Origin of the sequence: Rhizobium ruizarguesonis, from assembly GCF_012349115.1 — a bacterium.
GTDB classification, from domain to species: domain Bacteria; phylum Pseudomonadota; class Alphaproteobacteria; order Rhizobiales; family Rhizobiaceae; genus Rhizobium; species Rhizobium ruizarguesonis.
Genome location: NZ_PQIG01000035.1, coordinates 116,555 through 143,192, shown reverse-complemented (window position 1 = coordinate 143,192; position 26,638 = coordinate 116,555). Strand labels below are relative to the sequence as shown.

27 protein-coding genes, 1 tRNA gene and 1 pseudogene are annotated in these 26,638 nt (G+C 61.1%); 15 read left to right on the top strand and 14 right to left on the bottom strand.

Annotated elements, in window-relative coordinates; translation table 11 throughout:
• The first annotated feature begins 65 nt into the window (after nt 1-65).
• Complete coding sequence (locus C3Y91_RS05100) at nt 66-1,271, top strand: NAD(P)/FAD-dependent oxidoreductase (protein ID WP_130762467.1); 1,206 nt, start codon at nt 66-68, stop codon at nt 1,269-1,271.
• A 289-nt stretch (nt 1,272-1,560) separates the two neighbouring features.
• Here the strand turns inward: C3Y91_RS05100 and C3Y91_RS05095 are convergent, their stop codons facing one another.
• The 4 genes from C3Y91_RS05095 to C3Y91_RS05080 form a co-directional block, all read right to left on the bottom strand.
• Nucleotides 1,561-1,986, bottom strand: a complete 426-nt coding sequence (locus C3Y91_RS05095; protein ID WP_130656608.1) for a cupin domain-containing protein — start codon at nt 1,984-1,986, stop codon at nt 1,561-1,563.
• A gap of 145 nt (nt 1,987-2,131) precedes the next feature.
• The gene (locus C3Y91_RS05090; RefSeq protein WP_024320450.1) at nt 2,132-2,884 is read right to left on the bottom strand and encodes an SDR family oxidoreductase; all 753 of its coding nucleotides are present in this window, start codon (nt 2,882-2,884) and stop codon (nt 2,132-2,134) included.
• Nucleotides 2,885-3,027: 143 nt separating this feature from the next.
• Nucleotides 3,028-3,981 carry an MBL fold metallo-hydrolase gene (locus C3Y91_RS05085; protein WP_018497623.1) on the bottom strand — a complete coding sequence of 318 codons (954 nt, stop codon included), beginning with the start codon at nt 3,979-3,981 and terminating at the stop codon, nt 3,028-3,030.
• 454 nt (nt 3,982-4,435) lie between these two features.
• The gene (locus tag C3Y91_RS05080; protein WP_024320449.1) at nt 4,436-5,368 is read right to left on the bottom strand and encodes a LysR family transcriptional regulator; all 933 of its coding nucleotides are present in this window, start codon (nt 5,366-5,368) and stop codon (nt 4,436-4,438) included.
• Between the two features lie 58 nt (nt 5,369-5,426).
• Here C3Y91_RS05080 and C3Y91_RS05075 point away from each other — a divergent pair, with 58 nt between their 5' ends.
• Complete coding sequence (locus C3Y91_RS05075; RefSeq protein WP_130656607.1) at nt 5,427-6,176, top strand: SDR family NAD(P)-dependent oxidoreductase; 750 nt, start codon at nt 5,427-5,429, stop codon at nt 6,174-6,176.
• Nucleotides 6,177-6,189: 13 nt separating this feature from the next.
• Nucleotides 6,190-6,530: pseudogene (locus tag C3Y91_RS38670) on the top strand (integrase core domain-containing protein); the annotation flags it as partial.
• 59 nt (nt 6,531-6,589) lie between these two features.
• Here C3Y91_RS38670 and C3Y91_RS05065 read toward each other — a convergent pair.
• Nucleotides 6,590-6,664 (bottom strand) — tRNA-Gly (locus C3Y91_RS05065).
• Nucleotides 6,665-6,920: 256 nt separating this feature from the next.
• Here C3Y91_RS05065 and C3Y91_RS05060 point away from each other — a divergent pair.
• The 4 genes from C3Y91_RS05060 to C3Y91_RS05045 all read left to right on the top strand — a co-directional run bounded on the left by C3Y91_RS05060 (nt 6,921) and on the right by C3Y91_RS05045 (nt 9,718).
• Nucleotides 6,921-7,430 (top strand): prolyl-tRNA synthetase associated domain-containing protein, encoded by a 510-nt coding sequence (locus C3Y91_RS05060; RefSeq protein ID WP_130686900.1) that lies wholly within the window; start codon nt 6,921-6,923, stop codon nt 7,428-7,430.
• 160 nt (nt 7,431-7,590) lie between these two features.
• Entirely contained in the window at nt 7,591-8,556 is a 966-nt protein-coding gene (gene trxA / locus C3Y91_RS05055; protein WP_130656606.1) for a thioredoxin, read from the top strand.
• A 277-nt stretch (nt 8,557-8,833) separates the two neighbouring features.
• A complete protein-coding gene (locus tag C3Y91_RS05050; protein ID WP_018072028.1) occupies nt 8,834-9,520 on the top strand; it encodes an LON peptidase substrate-binding domain-containing protein in 687 nt (228 codons plus the stop codon).
• Nucleotides 9,521-9,529: 9 nt separating this feature from the next.
• Nucleotides 9,530-9,718 (top strand): Trm112 family protein, encoded by a 189-nt coding sequence (locus C3Y91_RS05045; RefSeq protein WP_012759389.1) that lies wholly within the window; start codon nt 9,530-9,532, stop codon nt 9,716-9,718.
• A gap of 56 nt (nt 9,719-9,774) precedes the next feature.
• Here C3Y91_RS05045 and C3Y91_RS05040 read toward each other — a convergent pair whose 3' ends face one another.
• Nucleotides 9,775-10,989, bottom strand: a complete 1,215-nt coding sequence (locus C3Y91_RS05040) for a ubiquinone biosynthesis hydroxylase (RefSeq protein ID WP_130656605.1) — start codon at nt 10,987-10,989, stop codon at nt 9,775-9,777.
• A gap of 83 nt (nt 10,990-11,072) precedes the next feature.
• Between C3Y91_RS05040 and tesB the strand changes: the two genes are divergently transcribed.
• The 6 genes from tesB (at nt 11,073) to C3Y91_RS05010 (ending at nt 18,783) form a co-directional block, all read left to right on the top strand.
• The gene (gene tesB, locus C3Y91_RS05035) at nt 11,073-11,957 is read left to right on the top strand and encodes an acyl-CoA thioesterase II (RefSeq protein WP_024320444.1); all 885 of its coding nucleotides are present in this window, start codon (nt 11,073-11,075) and stop codon (nt 11,955-11,957) included.
• Nucleotides 11,958-12,168: 211 nt separating this feature from the next.
• Entirely contained in the window at nt 12,169-12,519 is a 351-nt protein-coding gene (locus C3Y91_RS05030; RefSeq protein WP_003543684.1) for a P-II family nitrogen regulator, read from the top strand.
• A gap of 27 nt (nt 12,520-12,546) precedes the next feature.
• Nucleotides 12,547-13,974, top strand: a complete 1,428-nt coding sequence (locus tag C3Y91_RS05025; protein WP_018072031.1) for an ammonium transporter — start codon at nt 12,547-12,549, stop codon at nt 13,972-13,974.
• A 250-nt stretch (nt 13,975-14,224) separates the two neighbouring features.
• A complete protein-coding gene (locus C3Y91_RS05020; protein WP_018481804.1) occupies nt 14,225-16,918 on the top strand; it encodes an FtsK/SpoIIIE family DNA translocase in 2,694 nt (897 codons plus the stop codon).
• A 139-nt stretch (nt 16,919-17,057) separates the two neighbouring features.
• The gene (locus C3Y91_RS05015) at nt 17,058-17,726 is read left to right on the top strand and encodes an outer membrane lipoprotein carrier protein LolA (RefSeq protein WP_018481803.1); all 669 of its coding nucleotides are present in this window, start codon (nt 17,058-17,060) and stop codon (nt 17,724-17,726) included.
• A gap of 253 nt (nt 17,727-17,979) precedes the next feature.
• The gene (locus C3Y91_RS05010; protein WP_168575104.1) at nt 17,980-18,783 is read left to right on the top strand and encodes an exodeoxyribonuclease III; all 804 of its coding nucleotides are present in this window, start codon (nt 17,980-17,982) and stop codon (nt 18,781-18,783) included.
• Nucleotides 18,784-18,827: 44 nt separating this feature from the next.
• On the opposite strand, the gene C3Y91_RS05005 is transcribed toward C3Y91_RS05010, so the two are convergent.
• Both C3Y91_RS05005 and C3Y91_RS05000 read right to left on the bottom strand, forming a co-directional pair.
• The gene (locus C3Y91_RS05005; RefSeq protein ID WP_017995456.1) at nt 18,828-19,283 is read right to left on the bottom strand and encodes a cyclic nucleotide-binding domain-containing protein; all 456 of its coding nucleotides are present in this window, start codon (nt 19,281-19,283) and stop codon (nt 18,828-18,830) included.
• 114 nt (nt 19,284-19,397) lie between these two features.
• Nucleotides 19,398-20,081 carry a response regulator transcription factor gene (locus C3Y91_RS05000; RefSeq protein ID WP_011653914.1) on the bottom strand — a complete coding sequence of 228 codons (684 nt, stop codon included), beginning with the start codon at nt 20,079-20,081 and terminating at the stop codon, nt 19,398-19,400.
• Between the two features lie 167 nt (nt 20,082-20,248).
• Between C3Y91_RS05000 and C3Y91_RS04995 the strand changes: the two genes are divergently transcribed.
• Both C3Y91_RS04995 and C3Y91_RS04990 read left to right on the top strand, forming a co-directional pair.
• Nucleotides 20,249-20,770, top strand: coding sequence for a L,D-transpeptidase family protein (locus C3Y91_RS04995; RefSeq protein WP_024320441.1), 522 nt, complete (start codon nt 20,249-20,251; stop codon nt 20,768-20,770).
• A 131-nt stretch (nt 20,771-20,901) separates the two neighbouring features.
• Entirely contained in the window at nt 20,902-21,732 is an 831-nt protein-coding gene (locus C3Y91_RS04990) for an aldo/keto reductase (protein WP_024320440.1), read from the top strand.
• An 81-nt stretch (nt 21,733-21,813) separates the two neighbouring features.
• On the opposite strand, the gene C3Y91_RS04985 is transcribed toward C3Y91_RS04990, so the two are convergent.
• The 6 genes from C3Y91_RS04985 to rplS all read right to left on the bottom strand — a co-directional run bounded on the left by C3Y91_RS04985 (nt 21,814) and on the right by rplS (nt 26,504).
• The gene (locus C3Y91_RS04985) at nt 21,814-22,161 is read right to left on the bottom strand and encodes a hypothetical protein (RefSeq protein WP_018072038.1); all 348 of its coding nucleotides are present in this window, start codon (nt 22,159-22,161) and stop codon (nt 21,814-21,816) included.
• Between the two features lie 324 nt (nt 22,162-22,485).
• Nucleotides 22,486-23,895, bottom strand: coding sequence for a 3-isopropylmalate dehydratase large subunit (gene leuC / locus C3Y91_RS04980; RefSeq protein ID WP_018072039.1), 1,410 nt, complete (start codon nt 23,893-23,895; stop codon nt 22,486-22,488).
• 67 nt (nt 23,896-23,962) lie between these two features.
• Complete coding sequence (locus C3Y91_RS04975; RefSeq protein ID WP_164566314.1) at nt 23,963-24,196, bottom strand: hypothetical protein; 234 nt, start codon at nt 24,194-24,196, stop codon at nt 23,963-23,965.
• A complete protein-coding gene (locus C3Y91_RS04970) occupies nt 24,178-24,990 on the bottom strand; it encodes an amino acid ABC transporter permease (RefSeq protein ID WP_130656604.1) in 813 nt (270 codons plus the stop codon). The genes C3Y91_RS04975 and C3Y91_RS04970 overlap by 19 nt, the downstream gene beginning before the upstream one ends.
• Nucleotides 24,991-25,006: 16 nt before the next feature.
• Nucleotides 25,007-25,804: a basic amino acid ABC transporter substrate-binding protein gene (locus tag C3Y91_RS04965; RefSeq protein ID WP_130656603.1), complete on the bottom strand. Its 798-nt coding sequence runs from the start codon at nt 25,802-25,804 to the stop codon at nt 25,007-25,009.
• A 145-nt stretch (nt 25,805-25,949) separates the two neighbouring features.
• Nucleotides 25,950-26,504: a 50S ribosomal protein L19 gene (rplS, locus tag C3Y91_RS04960; protein WP_018072042.1), complete on the bottom strand. Its 555-nt coding sequence runs from the start codon at nt 26,502-26,504 to the stop codon at nt 25,950-25,952.
• Nucleotides 26,505-26,638: the final 134 nt, after the last annotated feature.

Sequence of the window (26,638 nt, the reverse complement as noted above, 5' to 3'; positions counted from 1 at the left end):
CGCCCATCGGGAGCGGCAACGGTGACGCGCGACCCTTTGAAACTACAGACCACGGAGTGAATAACATGAGACTTGTGATTGTAGGCGCCGGGTTCGCCGGCATGTACGCCGCACTTTCCGCAGCCCGCCTGCGTGATATCGAAGGCGTTTCGCCCGAAGAGCTCGAAATCGCGCTGGTGTCCCCGGAACCGACGCTCGTCATCCGCCCCCGGCTTTACGAGCCGAAGCCCGAAAGCCTGACGGCACCTTTGCAGGATGTATTTGATGCCGTCGATGTCGCCTACGTGCAGGGCAGTGTTGAAGCGGTCGACACGAAGGCCGGCACCGTAGACGTCGTCAATGCCAAGGGCGAACGAAAGTCCCTTCAGTATCATCGCCTTGTGCTCGCCACCGGCAGCCGGCTGTTCCGTCCGAATATTCCCGGCCTCGCGGAATACGCCTTCAGCGTCGATAACGTCGATGACGCCATTGCCCTTGATCGCCACCTGCACGAGCTTGCGAAGATGCCGGCCTCGGCCGCGCGCGACACAATCGTTGTTGCCGGCGCCGGTTTCACCGGTATCGAGGCGGCGACCGAGATGCCTTCGCGGCTGCGGACCCTGTTCGACAAAACCGCCAATCCGCGTGTCATTATCGTCGACCGCAGCAGCGCGGTAGCCCCCGACATGGGCGAAGGTCCGCGGCCGATCATCGAGGACGCACTTCGCGAGCTCGGTGTGGAAACGCGGCTCAATGCCGGCGTTTCATCGCTGGATAGATCCGGAGTTACGCTGAGTACCGGTGAGCATATCGAAACCATGACCGTGATCTGGGCGGCAGGCATACGGGCCAATCCGCTGACCACCAAAATTCCCGGCGAGCGTGACAAGTTCGACCGGCTGCTGGTCGATGGCTGCCTGCGCGTGCCGTCCGTACCCGGCGTCTTCGCCACCGGGGATGCGGCGCGCGCCGCTTGCGACGACTGCGGCAACTATGCACTGATGTCGTGCCAGCACGCCACACGCATGGGCGCCTTCGCGGGCAACAATGCCGCCGCTGAACTGTTGGGCGTGCCAGCACGGCAATATCATCAGGAAGCCTATGTCACCTGCCTCGACCTCGGCGATGCCGGAGCCCTCTTTACGCGAGGATGGGACCGCAAGGTGGAGATGGTCGGCGAGAAAGCGAAGGCGACCAAGCAGGAGATCAACACCGTCTGGATCTATCCGCCGAAGCCCGAGCGGGCCGCTGCGCTGGCCTCAGCTGATCCGGAGCATGTGACCAAACTGTGATCGGATCCCGACATAAGGCTGCGCTCTGAAAAAGAGCGCAGCTTGCCATATTCCGGCTTGTTCCGGACGCAACTCATCTCTCATCGATGATTTCTCTAAAAGGCACGAGACTCATGCCGGTAAGGAAAAGGATCTGGACGATCAGGCGACCTGTCGGACGGTTTCCGCCCTGTATGTGCCACACGGACGAGCGGCAGGAAGTTGTCATCACCTGACATAGCTGGGTCAACCGATCATGGTTTGCGTCAATGAACTGCCGGGCACGACATCGTGTGCCCGGCCAGATCGGCTATTTCTTGATTGGGAAGGTCAGTTCCTGCTCAGCGGTATCGACCACGAATACAGCGAGGAGCTTTGCCGGCTTAGTCTTGCTGGCGTTTTCGCTGACACCGTGGCGATCGCCCGGAAATTCCGAAAAGCTTTCACCGGCGCTATAGACAGTAACGGGGCCATCGTTGACCTGACTGCGGATCGCGCCTTCGAGAACGGTCGCGTATATGAAGGCGGACGCTGGATGTGTATGGCCCTCCGAGAAACCGCCCGGAGCATATTCGACGAGAACGCCCTTCATGCTCTTGCCGGGTACGTTCGGCAGTTTGTGGTCATAGACCAGCGTAATCTTTGCGCCCTCCCCGCCACCGGGCGCATCATGCGCAAGAGCCGAACCTGACAGGAGAGCCGTCAATGCGACGGCAAAAGCCAATGACTTGATCATGTTTATCGTCCTTTCGTGATTTGGAGTAGATTGTATATTTCTATAACATATTGTTTTCAAACATCTTTTCGATGTTTTGCGTAGCCATCAAAATGTAGTGCTACGGGCGCATGGGCCGCTTATCAGGCGGCCAATGCGCAACTCGTTATTTTCTGGGCGTTGTCGCAAACCAATCGTCGAAACCGATACGGCCGATGCGAGGATGATTGTCGGAGACGAGTGAACCGTCCTCCAGTTTGGTGCCGAAATAGCGGGCATCCGGATCTGCGACAACGGTGCGGGGATCTCCGATCGCCTTGAGGTAGCGCGCGGCGAAATCGCAGAGACGCGCACGCTCGGGGCCGCAGATTTCGATAATGCCGTTAACCGGCGCGGCTAGCGCCGCGTCAGTCACGAAATCGGCGACGTCGTCGGACGCAATCGGCTGCAGGGAACCTGTCGACAAGCGGGCCGTGTCGCCAACCGTGCCCTCCTGGGCGATGCCGCCGAGAAATTCCATGAACTGGGTGGAACGCACGATGGTGTAGGGAGTGCCGGCTTCCCGGATGATCTTTTCCTGGGCGACCTTGGCTCGAAGATAGCCACTATCCGGCAACCGATCCGTGCCGACGATGGAAAGCGCGATGTGGTGTTTCACGCCGGCCTCGATTTCCGCTGACATCAGGTTCTTGCCCGCCGTCTGAAAGAATTCAAGCACGGCCTTATCCTCGAAGGATGGCGAGTTCGCGAGGTCGATCACCACGTCGGTATTCTTCAGTGCTTCCGCCAAGCCCTCCCCGGTAAGGGTATTAACGCCGGTTTTCGGGGCAGCGGCAATGACCTCATGCCCTTTCTTGCGCAGGCGCTCTGCTGTCTTTGAACCGATCAGGCCGGTTCCGCCGATAATCACGATTTTCATAAGACACTCCATTTGCTGCGCGCCCATGCGGTGCGCGTGGTTGAATAGGTGGATAGGTGAAGGCCTGATTGAAGCTCGGGCTTGAAGGCCGAGCACGGCCTTCAAGGATGCACGCTCTGGTTCGGCCTTAATTCAACAAGCGGTCAGTAGTCCCAGAAGACCGGGACCCAACGAAAGGCATCGCCGTCGACCGCGACATGGCCAACGGAAGGAAACGGCATATGCGTTGCCACCAGCAGTTCGCCGGTCGCTGCCAGCTCCTGCAAAAGCCGAACCCGAACGCGGGCAGCCTCCTCGGGGTCATGTTCGAAACCATTGTGCCAGTCGGGATGGTCGAACCCGACCGCGAACACGGCGTCGCCGGCAAACATCAGACGGTCGTTGCCTGAGGCAACGCGGACCACGCTGTGCCCGGGGGTGTGGCCGCCGGTACGAGAGACGACCACGCCCGGCGCCACCTCATGCTCATCCTCGAACAGCCGCAGCTGGCTCTGATAGTCCTTGCTGAACCGTTTGGCGGCTGCCCGCAGCGCGTCAGGGAAGCCCGCCGGCATCGAGACGTGGGAGAAGTCGGGCGACTCCCAGAATTTGACCTCGGCAGCGGCCACATGGATCCGCAGGTCCGGATTCAGCTGTTCCTTCACGCCGTCGACGAGCAGCCCGCCAACGTGGTCCATGTGCATGTGGGTCAGCACCACGTCGGTCACGGATGCCAGGTCGATGCCGGCGGCAGCCAGCCGCTTCATCAACTGCCCGGCCCGTGGCAAGTTCAAGTCCGGGTCGAGGCCCAGCCCAGCGTCGATAAGGATGGTCTGTCCGCCGCTGCGCACCACGACCACGTTCAGTGCCCAGTCGAAAGCGTCCTGCGGCAGGAACATGTCGCCCAGCCAGGCAGCCCGGGCGGCCGGCTCGGCGTTGTGTCCCAACATCACGGTTGGGAGCGGTAGCACCCCATCGCTGATCACCAGTACGTCAATCTCGCCGATCCGCACCGCGTAGCGCGACGGAACCAGCTCTTCGGGTGCCGGTCTACTGGGATGTGAGGTGTTGTCCAGTTTCATGCTTGCCTCCTGAGTGTTATTGATCATCTGGTTCATCTTTGAAAACTCCTGTGTTCTATCCTGGTGCTAATCCTGGGTGGCTTACGCTTCCTGGGCTGGAGGCGCGGTCAATGCGGGTGAAGTCTTTAGCGATCGGCGACACACTCACTGCTGGCGTGTCCTCTAATGATCTAGCGAAACCGATCTGCGGCTGCGCCAGAACGATTGCTGCCGCTGCAGAGCAATTGCTGTTGACGCATGCGCATGCGGCAATCGCCCGGGGTTTCGCCGATTTGTTGGATGCAACCGCGAGAGAAACGTCCCGCAATGATCCGCATAGACATCCTGGCCTTCGGGATCGTCGTTTACGTGGTTCTCGACTGCTTCGAGCTTAGGGTCGGCATCCGATATCTCCGCTCCGTCGGTGAGCCGATCGGGGCATGGGAGACCTTACCTCGACGATGCGCGAGACCGGCGGACCTGGATTCTGACCGATCCCAACATCAGGTGCTCAGATGGCTTCGAGGGCTTTTGCCTCGCGGGCGATGAAATCGCAGACCAGTTTTACGCGCAACGGCACGGTGCGGCCAAAGGCGTGCAGCGCATTAAAGGGAGCGCTAGGGAACGCAAACCCCGCCGCGAGTGTAACAAGCGTGCCGTCTGCCAGGTCTTTCGCGACCAGACATCGTAGAAGATAGGCCGCTCCCAGCCCACTCAGCGCAGCCTGAATGAGTGCGGCCCCTGAGTCGCAATCGACGCGCCCGGAGGGAATGAAGCTCGTCCCGTCCGGCAGGCGCAGAGGCTGCGTGATACCACCCAGTGCATAGCGGGCAAAGGGCAGAGCCGCCAGCGCTTCTGCAGTTGCAGGATTGCCCCAGGTCTTCAGAAAGGCCGGAGACCCGACGATCGCCATCGGCAGGTCGGCCAGGTGACGAACCATGAGGTCTCCCGGCGCGGGATTTCCAACGCGCAGCACAACGTCGTAGTCCTCCCTGATCAAATCGACGAACCGATCCGTAAGTCCGACTTCGAGATGCAGGTTCGGATAGTCGGCTGCAAAGCTTCCGAAGAGGCGCGGCAGCAGTAGAGGCGCCATTTCGCTAGGCATGCTGATGCGCAAGCGACCCGAGGGCGCAACGTCGGACCTGATCGCCTCTTCACTTGCATCCAGGTCCCGCAACAGCGGCGCAACGCGGTCGAAGAAAAGTTGCCCGTCCTGGGTAAGCATCAGGGCGCGCGTGGAGCGCAGGAACAGCCGGGCGCCAATCTTCTTTTCCAGCCGCGCCACGCTCTTCGACACCGCTGACGGCGTCGTCGCCAGATCGCGGGCCGCGGCGCTGAACGATCCGGCCTCTACCGTCCGCACAAAAGCCATCAATCCGGGCATCTCGTTGAGCAGATTCGGCATTTGCACCTCCGCGGCACAGATCATGTGCCCGCCCATGATCTAATGACGAAGGGTGGCAGCGTTTATCTGATTTCTCGTTGAAAGGAGATAAACAATGCAACACCTTAAAGACAAGGTCGCCGTTATCACCGGCGGCAATAGCGGCATCGGCAAGGCGACTGCTCGGCTGTTCGCGGAAGAAGGAGCGCAGGTCATCATTTCCGGGCGCCGGCAGGATGCTGTCGACCGCGCCGTGCAAGAAATCGGTCCGTCGGCCATCGGCTTCGTGGGTGATGCCGCCGACCTGGAAGATCATCGCAGGCTGGCGGACACCGTCAAGAGCCGCTTCGGCGGGCTCGACATCTACATGGCCAATGCTGGGATCATCAATCTCACCACCTCCGCCGAGGTGACTCCGGCAGACTATGACCGGCATTTCGCAATCAATACGCGCGGCGTGTTCTTCGGCGTGCAGACGATCGCCCCTCTGATCCGCGATGGCGGAAACATCATCGTTACGAGCTCGCTGGCGGCCACGAAGGTCCTCCCGGACCATACCGTCTATGCCGGTTCAAAGGCAGCAATCGCCGCCTTTGCGAAAAACTGGGCGATCGAATTCAAGTCGCGGCGGATCCGCGTCAACATCCTGAGCCCGGGACCGGTCGAGACGGAAATCCTCGCCAAGCTGGGCGTATCGGAGGCCGAGCGGCCAGCATTCGAAGATTACATGTCTTCCCTGATCCCCGCCGGCCGTCTCGGCCGATCAGAAGAGTTGGCGCGCGCCGCACTCTTCCTCGCCTCCGATGCAGGAAGCTTTGTCAACGGGATCGAGCTTCATGTCGATGGCGGTATGACCCTGGCTTAAAAGGCCTGCCATTGCCGGCCCTAACGGGCTCTACAACCTGTCGAAGCCGTCGGTCCAGTGGCTGAGGCTCGGCAGGTATCGAACGCATCAAGCCCGGCCATCCGCAGCAGAACGGCCGCCACGAGCGCCTGCATCTGACGTTGAAGAAGGAGGCCACCCGTCCGCCCGGCAGAACGACCCTTCAACAGCGGGCACGCTTCGATGACTTCATCAGCGAATTCAACGAAGAACGCCCGCACGAGGCGCTGGGAATGAGGCATCCGGCTCGTCAGCTTCATGCACTATGATCTGGGATATATCGATCTGGAGCAGAGGACTTCCAAAACCATCGACAACCCGTTCGGCACGAGCTTGTCACCCCTGGCTCAGGGACAATCTGTTACCTGTGTCTTCGGTATGGGCAATTGGAAAACTGGAGCGGGCGAAGGGATTCGAACCCTCGACCCCAACCTTGGCAAGGTTGTGCTCTACCCCTGAGCTACACCCGCTCAATCCGCATCGGTCCGGGGTAGTTGTTGGACCGTGGGCGCCGCCTCGCGGCGACCGGCGCTATATGGCCTAACGGGTTTTCAAATGCAACAGGGAAATGACGGAGAGGTGAAGAAAAATTCTGATGCGCGCAGACGCCCGGCGGAAAGGCCGCAAATGCGGGGCAAAGCGTCGGTCGCAAAGATTGCCAAACGATGTGGGCCGACTTAATCAGGACGCCTCGCTTTTTTCCCTTCCTGCCCAATGGATTGCCCCATGTCAGAAAATGCCCCGAAAACAAGAGAAGAATTGTTTGCCTTTCTCGATGGGCTCGGCATTGCCCATAAGACGGTCGACCATGCGCCGGTCTTCACCGTGGCGGAATCGGTGGCCCTGCGCGACGAGATCCCCGGCGGCCACACCAAGAACCTCTTCATCAAGGACAAGAAGGACAGGTATTTTCTGCTGACCGTGGAGGAAAATGCCGAGGTCGACCTCAAGCAGGTGCATAATTTGATCGGCGGGTCCGGCCGGGTCTCCTTCGGCAGGGCGGAAAAGCTGATGGAATATCTCGGCGTCATCCCTGGGGCCGTCACCGCCTTCGGCGCGATCAACGATGCCGCAGAGAATGTCACCTTCGTGCTCGATGCCGAGCTGATGCGCGAGGAGATCGTCAACTGCCATCCGCTATCCAACGATGCGACGACCTCGATTGCGAGCAGCGATCTCATCCGTTTCATGGAAGCGACCGGACATAAGCCGCTTGTCTTGAAAGTGACGTCCTGACATACGATTTTAGCGCTAAAGCGCGTCGCGGTCTTTTAGATTCGCTTGCCGCGCTTTAGTCTTTGGTTTTGCGCATGCCTTTATCGCAAAACCGCACCATAGTTTTGCGCGACATGCTTTAGCAAAGACGCCGGCAGGATCGGCGCGGCGGGAGATACCTATGAGCGGCAGCGACAACCCCTATAACGCTTCCTTCGGAAATCAGATGACGGCGAAGACAAGCTTCAGTGCTACGCCGGAACCTGCCGGCAGCTACATCACGGAGACGACGACCGCGAATTTCGCCAAGGACGTCATCGAGGAATCGCGCAAGCAGCCGGTGCTGGTCGATTTCTGGGCGCCTTGGTGCGGTCCATGCAAGCAGCTGACTCCGGTCTTGGAGAAGGTGATCAACGAAGCCAAGGGCCGTGTCCGGCTGGTCAAGATGAATATCGACGACCATCCCTCGATCGCCGGCCAGCTCGGCATCCAGTCGATCCCCGCCGTCATCGCCTTCGTCAACGGCCGTCCTGCCGACGGTTTCATGGGCGCGGTGCCGGAAAGCCAGATCCAGCAGTTCATCGACCGGATCGCCGGTCCGGCCGGCGCCGACGAGGCGGCCGAAATCGAAGCGGTGGTTGCTGAAGCGGCGGAACTGCTTGCCGCCGGCAATATCAACGAGGCCGCTCAGCTCTACGGCGCCGTGATGCAGGCCGATCCCGAGAATGCCAAGGCGCTTGCCGGCATGGCTGAATGCATGATCGCCGCAGACCAGCATCAGCGGGCGCGCGAAATACTGACGGAATTGCCGGAAGAGCTGGCGAAAGACGCCGGCATCCAGGCCGTGCTAATGAAGCTCGAGCATATCGAGGAGGCCCGCAAGCTCGGCGATCCCGTTGCGCTCGAGCGCGAACTGGCCGCCAATCCCGACGATCACGAGGCACGGATCAAGCTTGCCAAGATCCGCAACGTCGAAGGCCGGCGCGACGAGGCGGCCGACCATCTGCTGCTGATCATGCGCAAGGACCGTGCCTTCGACGATGACGGCGCTCGCCGCCAGCTGCTGCAGTTCTTCGAGGTCTGGGGCTTCAAGGATCCGGCGACGGTTGCAGCGCGCCGCAAGCTTTCGGCGATGCTGTTCTCCTAGAGCGGTTCTGCTTTTTCATAGAAGCGCAGCACAGCGCCAGCCTTTTGTTTTTACGCAATTCCTGGGGAAACGGCATCGCATTTTCCTGGAGTTGCTCTTGAGCGCCGCGCGTCCAACAGGATGCGCTAAGCGCGCTCTATCACTTTGAATCCACCTATGATCCTTTCCGAAAATCGATTCCGATTTTCGGGGTATGCGTTAAGTTTCGAGCATCTGCCCTTGCGTTTTCGGGCGAGGGCACCACATTCTCGTGAGGACGGGCATGCCCGTTACAAGAATGCGGGACGGTTTCATGCAAGTCGGGAATGCCAGATACCTGAAGCCGGGCGATCTGCCTGATGCCATCGCTGTCTTCCCCCTGACCGGCGCCCTCCTCCTGCCGGCCGGGCAGCTTCCCCTCAACATTTTCGAGCCGCGCTATCTGGCGATGCTGGATGCAGCACTGACCGGAAACCGGCTGATCGGCATGGTGCAGCCGGCACTCGGCGAACATGAGGACAAGGGCAGCGAGCCCAATCTTGCCGCTGTCGGCTGCCTCGGCCGCATCACCTCCTTCGCGGAGACCGGCGACGGGCGCTATATCGTATCGCTGACCGGCGTCTGCCGCTTCCGGCTGCTGGAAGAGAAATCGACCAGCGATCCCTTCCGGATCTTCCGTATCGCCCCGTTCATCGCCGACCTCTCGGCCGCGAACGAGGAGGAGGCGGTCGACCGCGCAGCGCTTCTGACCGCTTTCAAGGCCTATCTCGATGCCAACAAGCTGGAGGCTGACTGGGAGAGCGTCGAGCGGGCGAGCAATCTGACGCTGGTCAATTCGCTGGCGATGATGTCGCCCTTCGGGCCGGCGGAAAAACAGGCGCTGCTGGAGGCGCCGGACCTGAAGACGCGGGCCGAGACGCTGATCGCCATTACCGAAATCGTGCTGGCGCGCGTCTTCGGTGACTCCGACACGGTTCTGCAGTAGACTTCAGCCATGGATGAAAAACTCAGCCGCGTCGATCCAAAGCTGCTCGATCTCCTGGTCTGCCCGCTCTCCAAGGGCCGGCTTTCCTATGATCGCGAGCAGAATGAGCTTGTCTCGGAAAAGGCGCGGCTTGCCTATCCGATCCGCGACGGCATTCCGATCATGCTGGTGTCCGAGGCCCGCCGCCTCGACGAATAATGCAATTCCAGGAAAAGCGTGAGGCGGTTTTGCCGGGAATTGCGTAAAAACAAAGGTTAAATTGTCTGGCCGGCAAGCAGGCGTGGATTGTCCTTTGCCGTCGTTCCGGCCGCCTGGCCGATGAAGAAGGATTTGAGGCGCGGCAGCCGGTCGACGATGCCGAGGCCGACGTCGCGGGCGATGCGGATCGGCGTCGCGTCGTTGGAGAAGAGCCGGTTCAAGACGTCCGTCGTCACCCCCATGCGGAAAGTGTCGAAGCGCCGCCAGGTCTGGTAGCGTTCGAGAATGTTGATCGAGCCGATATCGAGGCCGAGGCGATCGGCGTCCACGATGGTTTCGGCAAGTGCCGCCACATCCTTGAAGCCGAGATTGAGGCCCTGACCGGAAATCGGGTGGATGCCATGGGCGGCGTCGCCGGCCAGCGCGAAACGCGGCGCGATGAAGGAGCGGGCGAGCGTCAGGCCGAGCGGGAAGGCGCGCTTGTCGCCGATCACTTTCAGGCTCCCAAGCTTATGGCCGAAGCGGCGTTCGAGCTCTTCCTCGAAGATCAGGTCGTCGGCAGCGACCAGCCGGTTGGCATCCGGCGTCCGCTCCGTCCAGACGAGCGAGGAGCGGTTGTTCTTGAGCGGCAGGATGGCGAAGGGGCCGGCCGGCAGAAAATGTTCCTCGGCACATCCGTCATGCGGCCGCTCGTGTTCGACTGTTGCAACGATGCCGGACTGGCCGTAGTCCCAGGTGACGGTCCTGATGCCGGCGAGATCGCGCAGTTTCGAGCGCACGCCGTCGCAGGCAACCAGCAGGCGGGTTTCCAGCGCGCTGCCGTCCGAAAGCGTGACGGTGACATGGGTGTCGTGGGTCTTCAGCTCCGTGGCGCCGAGCCCGTGGCGGATGTCGATGCCGAGCCGTTCGCAAGCGCCGCGCAGTGCTGCGACCATGGTAACATTCGGGATCATGTGGGCGAAGGGCCGGCCTTCGGTCACTTCGCCGTCGAAGGTCAGAAAAACCGGACGCACCGGATCGGAGGTCTTGGAGTCGGTGACGATCATTTTGGTGATCGGCTGGGCTTCCGGCTCGATCTCGTTCCAGATGCCGAAGACCTCGAGCATCTTTGCCGCCGCCGCGATGATGGCGGAAGCGCGCGTATCGTTTTTCCAGACGTGTTCGGGAGCCGCCTCGACGACGGCGACATTCAGATGCGGCGCGGCCTGTTTGACCGCGACAGCGGCGGAAAGGCCGACATAACCCCCGCCCACAACCAGCATGTCCAGCATCGCGCCGCTCCGTACCTTATGCCTCAGATGTGCTCTATATAGATCATCGCAACTTCACTTCCTACCGCTGGGAGACATAGAAAATGACGGGCGAGACATCAGGGCCTTCGGCGATGGAGACGCTGCTTTCGACGCTCGACCTGGAGCCGATCGAGGTCGATATCTTCCGCGGCCGCAGCCCCAAGGTCGGCTGGCAGCGGGTCTTCGGCGGCCAGGTGATCGGCCAGGCGCTGATGGCGGCGCAGCGCACCATCGAGGGCGAGCGTTTCGTCCATTCGCTGCATGCCTATTTCATGCGTCCCGGCGATCCCTCGGTGCCGATCATCTACCAGGCGGAGCGCATCCGCGACGGATCGAGCTTCAACACGCGGCGCGTCGTCGCCATCCAGCACGGCAAGGCGATCTTCGCGCTGTCGGCCTCCTTCCAGGTGGAGGAGCCGGGCTTCGAGCACCAGATCGCGATGCCCGAGGTCGAGATGCCGGAGGCGCTGCTCGGCGAGCAGCAGATCAAGGAACAGTATCTCGCCCACGCGCCGGAAGCGATCCGAAAATACTGGCAGCGTGAGCGGCCGATCGAGATCCGCCCCGTCTCGCTGACGCATTATTTTTCCGACAGGAAGCTCGATCCCAAACAGGACGTCTGGGTGCGCGCCACCGGCCCGGTTCCCGACGACCGGCTCTATCAGGCGGCGGTGCTTGCCTATCTTTCGGACATGACGCTGCTCGATACGTCGCTCTATGCGCACGGAACGTCCATCTTCGATCAGAGCCTGCAGGTGGCGAGCCTCGATCACTCCATGTGGTTCCACAGACCCTGCAAGCTCGATGACTGGCTGCTTTATACGCAGGACAGTCCATCGGCTTCGGGCGCCAGAGGATTAACCCGAGGTAGCCTATTTACACGATCTGGTAGCCTGATTGCATCGGTCGCGCAGGAAGGCCTGATTCGGAAAAAGGCAAATGAATAAATAATGTGCAACTTTATAAATTTGCGCGTTATTTGTGCGCTTATCGGCCGATCATTTGCCTGTTTATTGGCACTCTTTATTATAACCTTTACTTTTCAATAACTTACGTCTTGCCTCGAATCTGGCACGTCCCTTGAATGTGTATTCGCCGGTCGCTGTTCAGGAACGTCAGCGGCAAGGAGAGTCGGCTCCGCGCCGAGGATAACGAAGGATGGGAAACCAGATGAAAATTGTGATGGCCATTATCAAGCCGTTCAAGCTCGATGAGGTCCGCGAAGCCCTTACGGCGATCGGTATTCAGGGGCTGACCGTAACCGAAGTGAAGGGCTACGGGCGCCAGAAGGGGCACACCGAAATCTATCGCGGCACCGAATATGCAGTCAGCTTCCTGCCGAAGCTCAAGATCGAAATCGCGGTTGCATCGGAACTCGTCGACAGGGCGGTCGAGGCCATCGCGGCATCGGCCAAGACCGGTCAGATCGGTGACGGCAAGATCTTCGTCTATTCGATCGACCATGCCGTGCGCATCCGTACGGGCGAAACCGATTCAGAAGCGCTGTAAGAACGGCAGATCAAGGAGCTTTTTCCAATGTCAATTTCGAAGTTTTCTTCCACCTTTGCGCGTCTTTGCGCAGCTTCGGCCGCCCTTCTGGCGCCGGCCGTTGCTTTCGCGCAGGAGGCTGCACCAGCTGCCACCGCCGCTGCTGCTCCTGCTTTCACCATGGACAAGGGTGACAATACCTGGATGCTCGTCTCCTCGGCGCTCGTCCTTCTGATGACCATCCCCGGCCTTGCGCTTTTCTACGGCGGTCTCGTCCGTGCCAAGAACATGCTCTCGGTGCTGATGCAGGTCTTCATGATCACCGCGGTCGTGGCGCTGATCTGGGTGACCTACGGCTATTCGCTCGCCTTCACCGATGGCGGCTCGCTGAACAGCTTCGTCGGCGGCTTCTCCAAGGCGTTCCTCGCCGGCGTCAACACGTCGTCGCTCGCCGAAACCTTCTCGAAGGGCGTCGCCATTCCGGAATACACCTTCATCGTGTTCCAGATGACCTTCGCCTGCATCACGCCCGGCCTGATCGTCGGCGCGTTCGCGGAGCGCATCAAGTTCTCGGCCGTCATGCTCTTCGTCGTGCTCTGGGTCACCTTCATCTACTTCCCGATGGCCCACATGGTCTGGTTCTGGGGCGGTCCGAGCTCCTACACAGCGCCAGCCGGCCTGATCTTCTCCTACGGCGCAATCGACTTTGCCGGCGGCACGGTCGTTCATATCAATGCCGGTATTGCGGGCCTCGTTGGCGCCATCATGCTCGGCAAGCGCACGGGCTATAAGAAGGAAATCATGGCTCCGCACTCGATGACGCTGACCATGGTCGGCGCCTCGCTGCTCTGGGTCGGCTGGTTCGGCTTCAACGCCGGCTCCAACCTCGAAGCCAATGCCTATGCCTCGCTTGCCTTTATCAACACCTTCGTCGCAACGGCTGCCGCCGCTGTGTCCTGGTGCATCGTTGAAACCCTCACCCGCGGCAAGGCTTCCATGCTGGGTGGTGCTTCCGGTGCCGTCGCCGGTCTCGTTGCCATCACCCCGGCAGCCGGCTTTGCCGGCCCGATGGGCTCGATCGTTCTCGGCCTCATCGTTTCGCCGGTCTGCTACTTCTTCGTCGACGTCGTGAAGAACAAGTTCAACTACGACGACAGCCTTGATGTCTTCGGCGTCCATTGCGTCGGCGGCATCATCGGCGCTCTCGGCACCGGTATCCTCGTCAACCCGGCGCTCGGCGGTGCAGGCATCGTCGATTATTCCACAGCCGATTTCGCGGCCTCCTATGCCGGCACGGCAACCCAGGTCATGAACCAGGCCAAGGGCGTGCTCACGACGCTGCTGTGGTCGGGCATCGGTTCGGCGATCCTTTACAAGATCGTCGACGTCGTCATCGGCCTGCGTGTCACCGTTGAAGCCGAACGCGAAGGTCTCGACCTTTCGACCCACGGCGAAGCCGCCTACCACGCTTCCTGATCACAGGGTTTGCGGCGCCCGGCAAAAGGGCGCCGCTTCATGGCCCGTCGCGGCCTATCTAACCATAGACCGCATTTCGCCCGGACCTTCCAAGGTTCGGGCCTTTTTCATTTCCCTGTCCGGAATTGTCGTCCAGCCATGCATGGTTAACATCGCTTTAACCCGGCTCTGATTAGGTAGAGCGGACGCATTTTGGCACGGCGAAGCTTCAGCGATTCGCGTGTCCTCAGGCATTGGACGGGTTAGACACATGGCAAGAAGCACGTCGCCGGCAATGGATGGCCGTCCGGATCGGTTCTCCTTCTCGGCATTCATGCTGCGGCAGATCCAGGCACTCATCGGCTTTGCGATCTTTCTGCTGCTGGCGTTCTGCGTCGCGGCGCTGGCGACATGGAACGTTGCGGATCCGAGCTATTCCTATGCCACCGCCAACCTGCCGACGAATATTCTCGGTTACAGCGGTGCCGCCTTTGCCGATATCGTCATGCAATTCCTCGGCCTTGCCAGCGTCGTTTCGATGCTGCCGATCGTCGCCTGGGCGCTGACGCTGATTTCTGGCCGCCGCTTCAGCCGTATTCCTGCTCGGATCGGCGCCTGGTTTGCCGGTTCGGTCCTCTCTTCCGCCGTCATCGGCTGTTTTCCGCCGCCGCTCACCTGGCCGATTCCGAACGGCATCGGCGGCGTCGTCGGCGACATGATCCTGCGTTTTCCCGCACTCTTCGTCGGCGCTTATCCCACAGGCACCTTCGCCATGGTCGTCGGCTGCATCTTTGCCGCGCCGACCGCCTGGATGATGCTGTTTGCCGCCGGCCTCGTCGGTCGCAGCGACGCCGATGAGGAGATCGAGGAGGATTACGTCGATACACGCAGCAAGGCCCGCGTCGTCGGAGACGAGGACGAGGAGGAGGACGAGTCGCGCTGGGTCGCTTTCAGCGGCGCGGTGACGCATGCCTGGTACATGAGCCAGGGCCGGCTGCGCCGGCTCTTCGGCATGGGGCCGCGCAAGCGGCGCCAGGGCGATTACGAATCACCTTATGATTTCAACGATGACGAGTTCGGTACGTTGAATGAACCCGTTCGCGCCAAGGCGCCGACCGTCCGCGGTGAGCGCATGGAGCCCTCGATGGAACCATCAATGGGGCCAAGGGCGGCTTCGCCGCGGCGCATCGTCTCCGCGCCGTCGCTGTCCATCGATGACGACGATGATAATGACGACGACCTGCCCTTCGATAACGACATGCCGCCGCGCCCGGCCGATATCCTGCCGGACGACGATGACGACGACTGGATGATCCGCGCGCCGGCAAAGGCGGCCGGCAAGCCGGAACCGCGCGTCATCCCCGTGGTCGCACGCCCGAAGCCCAGCGCCCGCATCGAGCGGGAGGCGCAGGGCTCGTTCATCCGTCCCGAGGGTTTCCAGCTTCCCTCGATGCATCTGCTCGCCGAACCGAAGAACGTCGTGCGCGACTCCACGCTTTCGGCCGATGCGCTGGAGCAGAACGCCCGCATGCTCGAAGGCGTGCTCGAAGATTTCGGCGTCAAGGGCGAGATCATCCATGTCCGCCCCGGCCCTGTCGTCACGCTCTACGAATTGGAGCCGGCGCCCGGCATCAAGTCGTCGCGCGTCATCGGCCTTGCCGACGATATCGCCCGCTCGATGAGCGCCATTGCCGCCCGCGTCGCCGTCGTGCCCGGCCGCAACGCGATCGGCATCGAATTGCCGAACCAGACGCGCGAGACCGTCTATCTGCGTGAACTCATCGCTTCCCGGGATTTCGAGGGCAGCAAGGCGAAGCTCGCCATGGCGCTCGGCAAGACGATCGGCGGCGAAGCGGTGATCGCCGATCTTGCCAAGATGCCGCATCTGCTCGTCGCCGGCACCACCGGTTCCGGCAAGTCGGTCGCGATCAATACGATGATCCTGTCGCTGCTCTACCGCATGACGCCGGAACAGTGCCGCCTGATCATGATCGACCCGAAGATGCTCGAACTCTCCGTCTATGACGGCATCCCGCACCTGCTTTCGCCTGTCGTCACCGATCCGAAGAAGGCCGTCGTCGCGCTCAAATGGACCGTTCGCGAGATGGAAGAGCGCTACAAGAAGATGTCGAAGATCGGCGTGCGCAACATCGATGGCTTCAACACCCGCGTCGAGCAGGCGCTGTCGAAGGGCGAGGCGATCTCGCGCACGGTGCAGACCGGCTTCGACCGCCATACCGGCGAGGCGATGTACGAGACCGAGGAATTCGATCTGCGGCCGATGCCCTATATCGTCGTGATCATCGACGAGATGGCCGACCTGATGATGGTCGCCGGCAAGGATATCGAAGGCGCCGTCCAGCGTCTGGCGCAAATGGCGCGTGCGGCCGGCATCCACGTGATCATGGCGACACAGCGTCCGTCCGTCGACGTCATCACCGGCACGATCAAGGCGAACTTCCCGACCCGCATCTCCTTCCAGGTGACCTCGAAGATCGACAGCCGCACCATCCTTGGCGAACAGGGCGCTGAACAGCTGCTCGGCATGGGCGACATGCTCTACATGGCGGGCGGCGGGCGTATCCAGCGCGTGCACGGTCCGTTCGTTTCGGATGTCGAAGTGGAAGAGATCGTCTCCTACCTGAAGACCCAGGGCTCGCCGCAGTATCTCGACGCAATCACCGCCGATGACGACGAAGACGGCGATTACGGCGGCGGTGGCGGCGGTCCGGCCGGCACGTCCAATCTTTCCGAATCGGAAGATCCCTACGACCAGGCGGTCGCCATCGTGCTGCGCGACGGCAAGGCGTCGACCTCCTACGTCCAGCGCCGGCTCGGCATCGGCTACAACCGCGCCGCCTCGCTCGTCGAGCGCATGGAGAAGGAGGGCATCATCGGACCGGCCAACCATGCCGGCAAACGCGAGATCCTCGTTCCCACAGAAGGCGACATCCTCGACCGCTGACAGAACAGGCATATATTTCCAATACAGCCGCTTTTGCGGAAACCTGATAGCGTCGAAGCCGTTACCTCTCGCAGGCCGATCGCAACGCCTTGAAGACGCCGCCTTTCGGCAGCATGCAGATCGCATAAAGGAGATTTAGATGAGTCACTCCGATACCTTCCTCTCCGGCCTGGCGGTAACGCGCCGCGACCTTCTCGGCGCCTTCGCCGTCGCTGCGATGGCGAGCGCCATTCCCCTTGGCGCTTACGCGCAGGCGGCAGCTCCCGCCTCCGGCACCGCGCAGGCGATCGCCGATCATTTCTCCGGCGTCACGACGATGCAGGGTGAATTCGTGCAGTTCGGTCCGCGCGGCGAACAGACCGGCGGCAAGTTTTTCATCCAGCGCCCGGGTAAGTTGCGCTTCAACTATGACGCTCCGTCGCCGATGCGGGTGATCGCCGACGGCAGGAACGTCGCCATCGGCAATACGAAGCTGAAGACCTGGGATCTCTATCCGCTCTCCAAGACCCCGCTCAGCCTGCTCCTGGCGCAGCATATCGACCTTTCGGCCGGCATGGTGAAGGGCGTGAAGGAAGAGTCTGATCTGACGACGATCGCGCTGGGTAACAATACGGTGTTCGGAAACTCGACCATCACCATGATGTTCGACCCGAAGACCTACGACCTGCGTCAGTGGACGATCACCGACAATCAGGGCAAGGACACCTCGGTGATGATCTTCAACGTCAAAACCGGCATGCAGTTCGACGATCGCGTCTTCCGCGTGCCCTATGAGACCATTCCAGGCACGCCTCAGTCGCGCGACTGAGGCCTTTTCGGTTGATCGGCTGCTCCTTTTACAAGATCCGGATGTCTTCAGGCCGGATTGGCTTGAAAACATCCGGATCTCAATCAAAGATTTGAGCATGATGTCGTCCGAAAACCGCTCACACTTTTCGGCATCATGCTCATGGCCGGTTCCCTCGCGTCCGCCTTTGTTTTAAAGCCCTTTCATGAAAGCGCGTCGCGTCGAGCTGTGGTTCGGCCGGCATGCGGGCATTGGACGCGAGAGGGTATGGGGCATGGGTGTTTCGATCACCACTTGGAACATCAATTCGGTGCGGCTGCGCATGCCGATCGTCGAGCAGCTCGTTCTCAAGCACAGGCCCGATATCCTCTGTCTGCAGGAAACCAAGGTGACGAACGACCTGTTTCCGGCGGCACCGCTCAGGGCGATGGGCTACAATCACATTATCATCCATGGCCAGAAAGGCTATCATGGCGTGGCGATCGCCTCGCGCATTCCGCTGACCGAGGATCACCGGCAGGATTATTGCGGCGTCGGCGATGCGCGCCACATCTCGGCGATCTTCGAGCACGGCAATCGTCGAGTCCGGCTGCATAATTTCTACGTCCCGGCCGGCGGTGACGAGCCGGATCGCACGATCAATCCGAAATTCGGCCACAAGCTCGATTTCATCGAGGAGATGAAGCTGCTGAAAGCCAATGGCGAGGCCAATACGTCGTCAATTCTCGTCGGCGACCTCAACATCGCGCCGCTGGAGCATGACGTCTGGTCGCACAAGCAGCTTCTGAAGATCGTCAGCCATACGCCCGTCGAAACCGAGGGGCTGCTCGAGGTGATGAAGCGCGGCGCCTGGCTCGATCTGATGCGCCAGCATGTGCCTGCCAGCGAGAAACTCTACACCTGGTGGAGCTACCGCGCCAAGGATTGGGAGGCCGCCGATCGCGGCCGCCGTCTCGACCATATCTGGTCGTCGTCGGATCTCGGGCCGCATCTCAAGCGAATCGAAATCCTGAAGGAGGCGCGCGGCTGGGACCGGCCCTCCGACCACGTACCGGTGACGGCGCATTTCGATTTCTAGGGCGATTCGGTTCAGCTTTTCGTGCAGAAGCGCTCTAACAGGGATCAGTTGAAGCGATAGAATTGGCTTGCGGCCTTTGCCGCGAGTTCGGCGAGATTGTCGCGGATCCGGTTCTCGATCAGCCGGGCTGCGTCCGGATATTCTTCGATCAGCCGGTGGAAGAGGGCGCGGGTGATACGGATGATGCTGGTGTCCTCGCGCGCCACCGCGGTGAACTTGCGCTCCACCAGCGTCACCAGCGCCAGCTCGGAAACCAGGGTTCCGGGACCGGCGATCCCCTCTGTCCTCTGCATGCCGTCGCTGCTCGTCGCGCTCAGCTCCAGGCTGCCGCTGAGGATGACATAGGCGCTCTCGGCGGGCGAGCCCTGGCGAAACAGCATCTGGCCGGCAGCGATCATGCGCCGGTCGGCGCCGAAGGCGATCAGCCGCAGCTGATCCTCGTTCATGTCCTTGAACAGAGGAAGCTGCGCGAGCATGTGGATGTCGTCGGTCAGCGCCATGCGGGCTTTTCGCCTTAGAGCAATTCCAGCAGAAGTGCGTCGCAGTCTGCGTTCGGAATTGCATGAAAACAAAGAGATAGGCATTTCCGTGATTCGGAGAAAAACGGAACTGCTCTAGGGTATGATCTTGTAGCCGCCGTTTTCCGTGACGAGAATTTCGGCATTGGAGGGATCGCGCTCGATTTTCTGGCGCAGACGATAGACGTGGGTTTCCAGCGTATGCGTCGTCACGCCGGAATTATAGCCCCAGACCTCTTCGAGCAGCACGTCGCGGGTGACCACCTTCTGTTCGGCGCGGTAGAGATAGCGGATGATCGCCGCTTCCTTTTCCGTCAGCCGGATCTTCTGGCCGTTATCGGTGGTCAGCAGCTTCTGGCTCGGCTTGAAGAGATAGGGGCCAACGGTGAAGGTCGCATCCTCGCTCTGCTCATGCTGGCGCAGCTGCACGCGGATGCGCGCGAGCAGAACGGCGAAGCGGAAAGGCTTGGTGACATAGTCGTTGGCGCCGGCTTCGAGGCCGAGGATCGTGTCGGAATCGGTATCGTGGCCGGTCAGCATGATGATCGGCGCCTTGAAGCCGCCCTTGCGCAGCAGCTTCACTGCCTCGCGGCCGTCCATATCGGGCAGGCCGACATCCATGATCAGCAGGTCGATCGGCGTCGAGCGGGCGGTCGCGACACCTTTGCCGGCGTTGGCTTCCTGCAGAACCGTGAATTCCTCATACAGCGACAATTGCTCCGTCAGCGTCTGTCGAAGGTCATCGTCGTCATCCACCAGAAGAATGGTGCGTGCGGTCATGCCGTTTGCGTCCTCATGTTAAGTCCCCTAGTCCTACGCCAAATTCCTGGTTTGGCAAGGATCGGGCAGCGGGCTGTTGCCGGGTCGGTTTCGATATGATTTCAATCGAAGCCCCAGACAAGGCACGACATGCGAGAAAAATGGAAAAAGCAAGGCAGAGGCGGGGTATAACGCCGTCGACGATGGTGGTGCGTGCTGCGCCGGGGCGCAAGAGCCGGGCGATCGTCCGGCTCGGGGCCATCACTGTGCCTGCTGCGATCGGCCGCTCCGGCCGCACCGTGATGAAACGCGAGGGCGACGGCGCCACGCCGATCGCCTCGATGAGGCTGATATCAGGCTTCCGGCGCGGCGAACGGAACGGCCGGCTCGTCACTCCGCTTTCGATCCGCCGCATCCGCCCCGACATGCTCTGGTGCGATCAGTCTGACAACGCCAGCTACAACCGCCTCGTCCGGGCGCCATTCAGCGCAGGTCACGAGGAGATGCGGCGCAGTGACGGGCTCTACGATATCTGCCTGGTGATGGACTGGAACATCTCCTCGCGTGCGCGCAATCGCGGCTCGGCGATCTTCCTCCATCTCATCAGGCCGGGCTACGAGCCGACGGCGGGCTGCGTGGCGGTGAGCCTGCGCGACATGCGCCGCCTGCTGCCACACCTTCGAAAGGGGACGATTGTCCGCGTCGTCTGATTGTCTTCCGGATGCGGTCGCCTATATGTTTGCGGTGACCGAACGCTCCGGCTGAAATGCGTTCAGGGACGTCCGCAAGCGCGGGCGCAATTCATGCCTCGTCCAATTCTTCAAACTCCCGGAGATATATTGTGACCGCTCAACCTATCATCACTTTCCATGACGGACATTCCATTCCCCAAGTCGGCCTCGGCGTCTGGCAGACGCCGCAGGATATTGCCGCTCCCACCGTGCGCACGGCGATCGCCGCCGGCTATCGTCACATCGATACGGCTTCCGGTTACGACAACGAAGAAGGCGTCGGCGAAGGCATCCGCTCTTCCGGCCTCGACCGCAAGGATATCTTCGTCACCACCAAGCTCAGGAATACCGATCAGGGCTATGACAATACGCTGCGCGCCTTCGACGGCAGCCTGAAGAAGCTCGGTTCCGAATATGTCGACCTTTATCTCATTCACTGGCCGTCGCCGCATCGTGGCCTTTATACCGAGACCTGGAAGGCTTTCGTGCGCATCCGGGAAGAGGGCCGCGCCCGCTCGATCGGCGTGTCGAATTTCTATCCTGAACATCTCGAGCGCATCATCGGCGAGACCGGCGTCGTTCCCGTCATCAACCAGATCGAGCTGCATCCCGATTTCCAGCAGAAGGCGGCGCAGGCGGCTCACCAGAAGCTGAACATTGCCACCGAATCCTGGAGCCCGCTCGGCCAGGGCAAGTTCATCTCGAACGCTGTGATAGGCGAGATCGCCAAAAAGCATCAGAAGACGCCGGCTCAGGTCATCATTCGCTGGCACATCGACACCGGCCTCGTCGTCATCCCGAAGTCGGTGACGCCGTCGCGTATCGAGGAGAATTTTCAGGTGTTCGACTTCAAGCTCGATGCCGACGACATGGCTGCGATCGCCAAGCTCGACAGCGCCAGTGCCCGCATGGGACCGGATCCGATGACGGCAGCCTTCTAGCATTGCCGAGCGCATCAGCGGTCGCCCCGGAGAAGAGATCACCCGGGCGGCCGTCGCTTGACGGAGGCATGCAGCCTTCAGTCAATAATTGCAATTGGACGATCCGTTGGTCGGGGCGAAGCCGTAACTGCAGCTATTGCCCAGGCTCTGCGGTCTTCCAATTGACCCGGTATAATCGTCGAAGGCGCGTGAGGGATACCAATAACCGTTCGCGCTTTTGATATAGCCGGGCCGGCCGCTGCTGTAGCCGCGGTATCCGTTGAGTGACGGTATCTTCTTCTGCGCGACGTGTTGCAGTTGGCCCGAGGCGACCGTGACTGGCGGTATGGTTGGATGCATCGGCGCGGCGCCGACGGCGTCGATCGATGCCAGCGGTGCAAACATGATCAGGCTGGCTCGCAGTAAACTCGCTACTAATTTCTGCCTCATGGCGCTTCCCCGATGGCGCGGTGTTCGCCGAAGCCTGAACGGTATCTGTCGCGTGTCGCGCTGATCATCGATGAGGCCACAGGAATTTATCGATGTCGATTGCCCGAAAGGATGAAATTGGGAAGGCGGGCCATGCACAAACGGGCTCGCCCGCCACGCGCTTTAGCACAGCAATTCAGAGAGCTGCAGAGCTCTTGCGCGTTGGAGAAGGCGCGGAGCTGTGCAGGTCGCACCATGTGGGTGTCGACGCGACAGACGCCATAAATGCAAAGCCGCCCGATGTGTATCGGGCGGCTCTCAATCTCATCCGTTGGCCGGATCAGATCAGTTCCACTCGCGGATATCGACGAAGTGCCCGGCGATTGCGGCTGCGGCTGCCATTGCCGGCGAGACGAGGTGCGTGCGGCCCTTGAAGCCCTGACGGCCTTCGAAGTTGCGGTTCGAGGTCGAAGCGCAGCGCTCACCCGGCTTCAGGCGGTCGTCGTTCATCGCAAGGCACATGGAGCAGCCCGGTTCGCGCCAGTCGAAACCGGCGGCCTTGAAGATCTTGTCGAGGCCTTCGGCTTCCGCCTGTTCCTTGACGAGGCCGGAGCCCGGCACGATCATCGCGTCGACGGTCGAGGCAACCGTCTTGCCTTCGACGACCTTGGCGACTTCGCGCAGATCCTCGATGCGGCCGTTGGTGCAGGAGCCGATGAAGACGCGGTCGAGCGTGATGTCGGTCATCTTCGTGCCCGGCTTCAGGCCCATATAGTCGAGCGCGCGCCACTTGGAGGTGCGCTTGGTTTCGTCCGGAATGTCATCCGGGTTCGGAACGATGCCCTGGACGGAGATGACATCCTCGGGCGAGGAGCCCCAGGAAACGATCGGCGGCAGGCTGGCGGCGTCGAGGACGACGACGCGGTCGTAATGAGCGCCCTCGTCGGTCTGCAGCGTCTTCCAATAGGCGATCGCCTGTTCCAGCGCCTCGCCCTTCGGCGCGCGCGGCTTGCCCTTGATGTATTCGAAGGTCTTTTCGTCCGGGGCGATCAGGCCGGCGCGGGCGCCGCCCTCGATCGTCATGTTGCAGACGGTCATGCGGCCTTCCATCGACAGCGCGCGGATCGCTTCACCGGCAAATTCGATGACGTGGCCGGTGCCGCCGGCCGTGCCGATCTCGCCGATGATGGCAAGGATGATGTCCTTGGCGGTGACGTGCGGCGGAAGCTGGCCGTCGACCCGCACCAGCATGTTCTTGGCCTTCTTCTGGATCAGCGTCTGGGTCGCCAGCACATGCTCGACCTCGGAGGTGCCGATGCCGTGCGCCAGCGCGCCGAACGCGCCATGCGTCGAGGTATGGCTGTCGCCGCAGACGATGGTCATGCCGGGCAGGGTGAAGCCCTGTTCCGGGCCGACGATGTGGACGATGCCCTGGCGCTTGTCGCTTGCCGAATAATATTCGACGCCGAATTCGGCGGCATTGGTGGCCAGAGCTTCCACCTGGATGCGGCTTTCCTCGTTCTTGATGCCGAGATGGCGGTCGGGCGAGGTCGGAACGTTATGGTCGACGACGGCGAGCGTCTTTTCCGGCGCGCGAACCTTGCGGCCGGTCATGCGCAGGCCTTCGAAAGCCTGCGGCGAGGTCACTTCGTGAACCAGGTGGCGGTCGATGTAGAGAAGACAGGTGCCGTCTGGCTGTTCGTCGACCAGATGATCGTCCCAGATCTTGTCGTAGAGGGTACGCGGTGCGCTCATGGCGTTAAGTCCGTTTTTCTAAAGCTTTTGGAAAATCGAGAAATGGCAGATCAGGCTCCGCCGGCCGTCATTCGATCAACGAAGTCGGCTGTTGAGCGCGCCGGACACGCATGCAAAGAACCGCGCCGGCAGGCGATAATGGTCCTGCAGCACGAAAATATGCGCACCAATGCATCTGAACTTGGATTCCATGGCCCTGCATATAGCGATTTTTCGCGGCGGCTTCAATTTGAATCATCAGCAGGTGCTCTGCGGCCTCAGCGGCCGGCAGGTATTGATCGCTTACCGCGACTTCATCCATTTCTCCGTCCGCCGCAGCGCCAGCGACAGGCCGATCGTCAGGATCAGGTAGATATAGGTGACGATCGAATAGGTCTCGAAGAAGCGGAAGGAGCCGGCGGCATAGACCTTGCCCATCTGAGTGATGTCGGCGACCCCAAGCACGGAGACGAGCGAGCTGTCCTTCACCATCGAGACGAAATCGTTGGAGAGCGGCGGGAAGATCACCCGGATCGCCTGCGGGAAGACGACGGAGCGGAAGCGCCGGTAGCGCGAGAGACCGAGAGCCTTGGCCGCCTCGATCTGGCCGAGATCGACCGACTGGAAACCGGCCCGGAAGATTTCGGCGATGAAGGAGGAATAACCGACCGTCAGCGCGATGATCGCTCGCCACATCAGCGAGAGGTCGCGCACCAGGATGGGTTCGGCCATGCCTGATGTCACCAGCGGCGAAATCAGGAAATTATAGGCTGCGACCAGAGCCGGCGCGCCGACGAAGGCGACGTAGAACAGCAGCACGAGGATCGGTATGCCGCGGATGATCTCGATGTAGAATCGCGCAATCTGACGCAACACCTGGCTGTCGGCCATGCCAAGCAAGCAGATGCCGAGGCCGAGCACGGTGGCGAGCACGAAGGCGACCAGCGTGACGAAGACGGTGATGCCGACACCGTTGACGACGGTGCGGAAGACCTGGGCATAGATATCGTTGGTGACGATGACGGCAGCAAGCACGAGGCCGATCGCGACAAGCGCGACCAGCCACCAGGGATAGTCGTCCTTGACGTGTCTGTCGGGAGATGGTCGCAACGCCATTAGTGGCTGCTCGGCGTCATTCGCCCATCTTGTAGTCGAGGAACCACTTCTTGTTCAGCGCATCCAGCGTGCCATCGGCTTTGAGCGCAGCAATGGCGGCATTGACCGGGGCGACGAGATCGGACCCTTTCGGGAAGATGAAGCCGAAATCCTCGGTGCCGAGCGGCTCGCCGATCAGTTTCAGCGCGCCGTTCGACGCATCGACATAACCCTTGCCGGCGGTGCCGTCGGTCAGCACCACGTCGACGTCGCCGGCCTTCAGGGCCTGAACGGTGGCGCCAAAGGTTTCGAAGAGCTTGATGCGCGGGTTCTGTTCGTTGCCGTCGAGCACTTCGTAGACGGCGGTGTAGAAAGGCGTGGTGCCGGGCTGCGCGCCGACCAGGCCGTCCTTGAATTCGCCGAAGGACTTGGCGTCGGTGAAGCGCTTCTCGTCGCCGCGCACCAGCATGAACTGCTGCGAGCGCATGTAGGGGTCGGAGAAATCCACTTTCTGCTTGCGGTCTTCCTTGATGGTGATGCCGGTCATGCCGATGTTGTACTGGCCGTCGGAAACCGCCTGGATCATCGCGTCCCAGCTGGTGTTCTGGTATTCAACCTTGAAATTCAGCCGCTTGGCGATCTCGTTCATCGCATCATATTCCCAGCCGATCGCCTTGCCGGATTTCGGATCGACGAACTGCAGCGGCGGATAGGCATTCTCGGTCACGACGACGACGCTCTTGCCGCCGAGATCAGGCAGTTCGGCGGCCGATGCGGCCAGGGGCAGAAGAGCAAGGGCGGCGAAGCTCGCAAGAACGGTACGGCGAAACAACATTGAACGGTTCCCTAAAATTGAACGGCAAAAACTGTCACGGAAGATAGGCCTGAGGCAAGGCCGCCGGCTACGTGCTGAAACAAAAAATAGAAAAGGCGACCCGAAGGCCGCCTTTCCAAGCAAAGAATTTTGCGTAGCGCAGATCTTATTCTGCTGCCGGTTCCGCTGCAGCGGCGGCTGCTTCTGCGGCAGCCTTTTCAGCAGCGGCCTTGGCTTCCGCAGCTTCTGCTGCTGCCTTCTCGGCGGCGAGCGCCTGGGCTGCTGCAACCTTTTCAGCTTCGATGCGTGCCTTTTCCTCGGCAATGGCGGCGCGCTCGGCGTCGTTGAGCTTGCGGGCGCGGACGCCGGTGTCTTCAACGATACGGGCAGACTTGCCGCGACGGTCGCGCAGGTAATAGAGCTTGGCGCGACGGACCTTACCGCGGCGAACGACGTCGACGCTTTCGATCATCGGCGAGTAGACCGGGAATACGCGCTCGACGCCTTCGCCGTAGGAGATCTTGCGGACCGTGAAGTTTTCCTGCAGGCCGCCGCCGCAGCGGGCGATGCAGACGCCTTCATAGGCCTGAACGCGGGTACGGGTGCCTTCCGTGACCTTCACGTTGACACGGACGGTGTCGCCCGGGGAAAATTCGGGAAGCGTGCGCTTGGCTTCGATCTTGGCGGCCTGTTCGGCCTCAAGCTGCTGAATGATGTTCATCGTCTTAACCTTTGGTTCTTCTGAAACAGCCAGAGCGCTCAACACTGATCCTTAGGAACTGGCCTCAGGACTTTGCCCGTCAAGGGCGGGAGCGGATTCGCCATTCTTTGTTTGCTGGCAGACGGGGATAAACC

Excerpts from the sequence above, each read along its gene's own strand:
- C3Y91_RS05100 (WP_130762467.1), top strand. The coding sequence starts at position 66 with ATGAGACTTGTGATTGTAGGCGCCGGGTTCGCCGGCATGTACGCCGCA.
- C3Y91_RS05095 (WP_130656608.1), bottom strand. The coding sequence starts at position 1,986 with ATGATCAAGTCATTGGCTTTTGCCGTCGCATTGACGGCTCTCCTGTCA.
- C3Y91_RS05090 (WP_024320450.1), bottom strand. The coding sequence starts at position 2,884 with ATGAAAATCGTGATTATCGGCGGAACCGGCCTGATCGGTTCAAAGACA.
- C3Y91_RS05085 (WP_018497623.1), bottom strand. The coding sequence starts at position 3,981 with ATGAACCAGATGATCAATAACACTCAGGAGGCAAGCATGAAACTGGAC.
- C3Y91_RS05080 (WP_024320449.1), bottom strand. The coding sequence starts at position 5,368 with ATGGGCGGGCACATGATCTGTGCCGCGGAGGTGCAAATGCCGAATCTG.
- C3Y91_RS05075 (WP_130656607.1), top strand. The coding sequence starts at position 5,427 with ATGCAACACCTTAAAGACAAGGTCGCCGTTATCACCGGCGGCAATAGC.
- C3Y91_RS05060 (WP_130686900.1), top strand. The coding sequence starts at position 6,921 with ATGTCAGAAAATGCCCCGAAAACAAGAGAAGAATTGTTTGCCTTTCTC.
- trxA (WP_130656606.1), top strand. The coding sequence starts at position 7,591 with ATGAGCGGCAGCGACAACCCCTATAACGCTTCCTTCGGAAATCAGATG.
- C3Y91_RS05050 (WP_018072028.1), top strand. The coding sequence starts at position 8,834 with ATGCGGGACGGTTTCATGCAAGTCGGGAATGCCAGATACCTGAAGCCG.
- C3Y91_RS05045 (WP_012759389.1), top strand. The coding sequence starts at position 9,530 with ATGGATGAAAAACTCAGCCGCGTCGATCCAAAGCTGCTCGATCTCCTG.
- C3Y91_RS05040 (WP_130656605.1), bottom strand. The coding sequence starts at position 10,989 with ATGCTGGACATGCTGGTTGTGGGCGGGGGTTATGTCGGCCTTTCCGCC.
- tesB (WP_024320444.1), top strand. The coding sequence starts at position 11,073 with ATGACGGGCGAGACATCAGGGCCTTCGGCGATGGAGACGCTGCTTTCG.
- C3Y91_RS05030 (WP_003543684.1), top strand. The coding sequence starts at position 12,169 with ATGGGAAACCAGATGAAAATTGTGATGGCCATTATCAAGCCGTTCAAG.
- C3Y91_RS05025 (WP_018072031.1), top strand. The coding sequence starts at position 12,547 with ATGTCAATTTCGAAGTTTTCTTCCACCTTTGCGCGTCTTTGCGCAGCT.
- C3Y91_RS05020 (WP_018481804.1), top strand. The coding sequence starts at position 14,225 with ATGGCAAGAAGCACGTCGCCGGCAATGGATGGCCGTCCGGATCGGTTC.
- C3Y91_RS05015 (WP_018481803.1), top strand. The coding sequence starts at position 17,058 with ATGAGTCACTCCGATACCTTCCTCTCCGGCCTGGCGGTAACGCGCCGC.
- C3Y91_RS05010 (WP_168575104.1), top strand. The coding sequence starts at position 17,980 with ATGGGTGTTTCGATCACCACTTGGAACATCAATTCGGTGCGGCTGCGC.
- C3Y91_RS05005 (WP_017995456.1), bottom strand. The coding sequence starts at position 19,283 with ATGGCGCTGACCGACGACATCCACATGCTCGCGCAGCTTCCTCTGTTC.
- C3Y91_RS05000 (WP_011653914.1), bottom strand. The coding sequence starts at position 20,081 with ATGACCGCACGCACCATTCTTCTGGTGGATGACGACGATGACCTTCGA.
- C3Y91_RS04985 (WP_018072038.1), bottom strand. The coding sequence starts at position 22,161 with ATGAGGCAGAAATTAGTAGCGAGTTTACTGCGAGCCAGCCTGATCATG.
- leuC (WP_018072039.1), bottom strand. The coding sequence starts at position 23,895 with ATGAGCGCACCGCGTACCCTCTACGACAAGATCTGGGACGATCATCTG.
- C3Y91_RS04975 (WP_164566314.1), bottom strand. The coding sequence starts at position 24,196 with ATGGATGAAGTCGCGGTAAGCGATCAATACCTGCCGGCCGCTGAGGCC.
- C3Y91_RS04970 (WP_130656604.1), bottom strand. The coding sequence starts at position 24,990 with ATGGCGTTGCGACCATCTCCCGACAGACACGTCAAGGACGACTATCCC.
- C3Y91_RS04965 (WP_130656603.1), bottom strand. The coding sequence starts at position 25,804 with ATGTTGTTTCGCCGTACCGTTCTTGCGAGCTTCGCCGCCCTTGCTCTT.
- rplS (WP_018072042.1), bottom strand. The coding sequence starts at position 26,504 with ATGAACATCATTCAGCAGCTTGAGGCCGAACAGGCCGCCAAGATCGAA.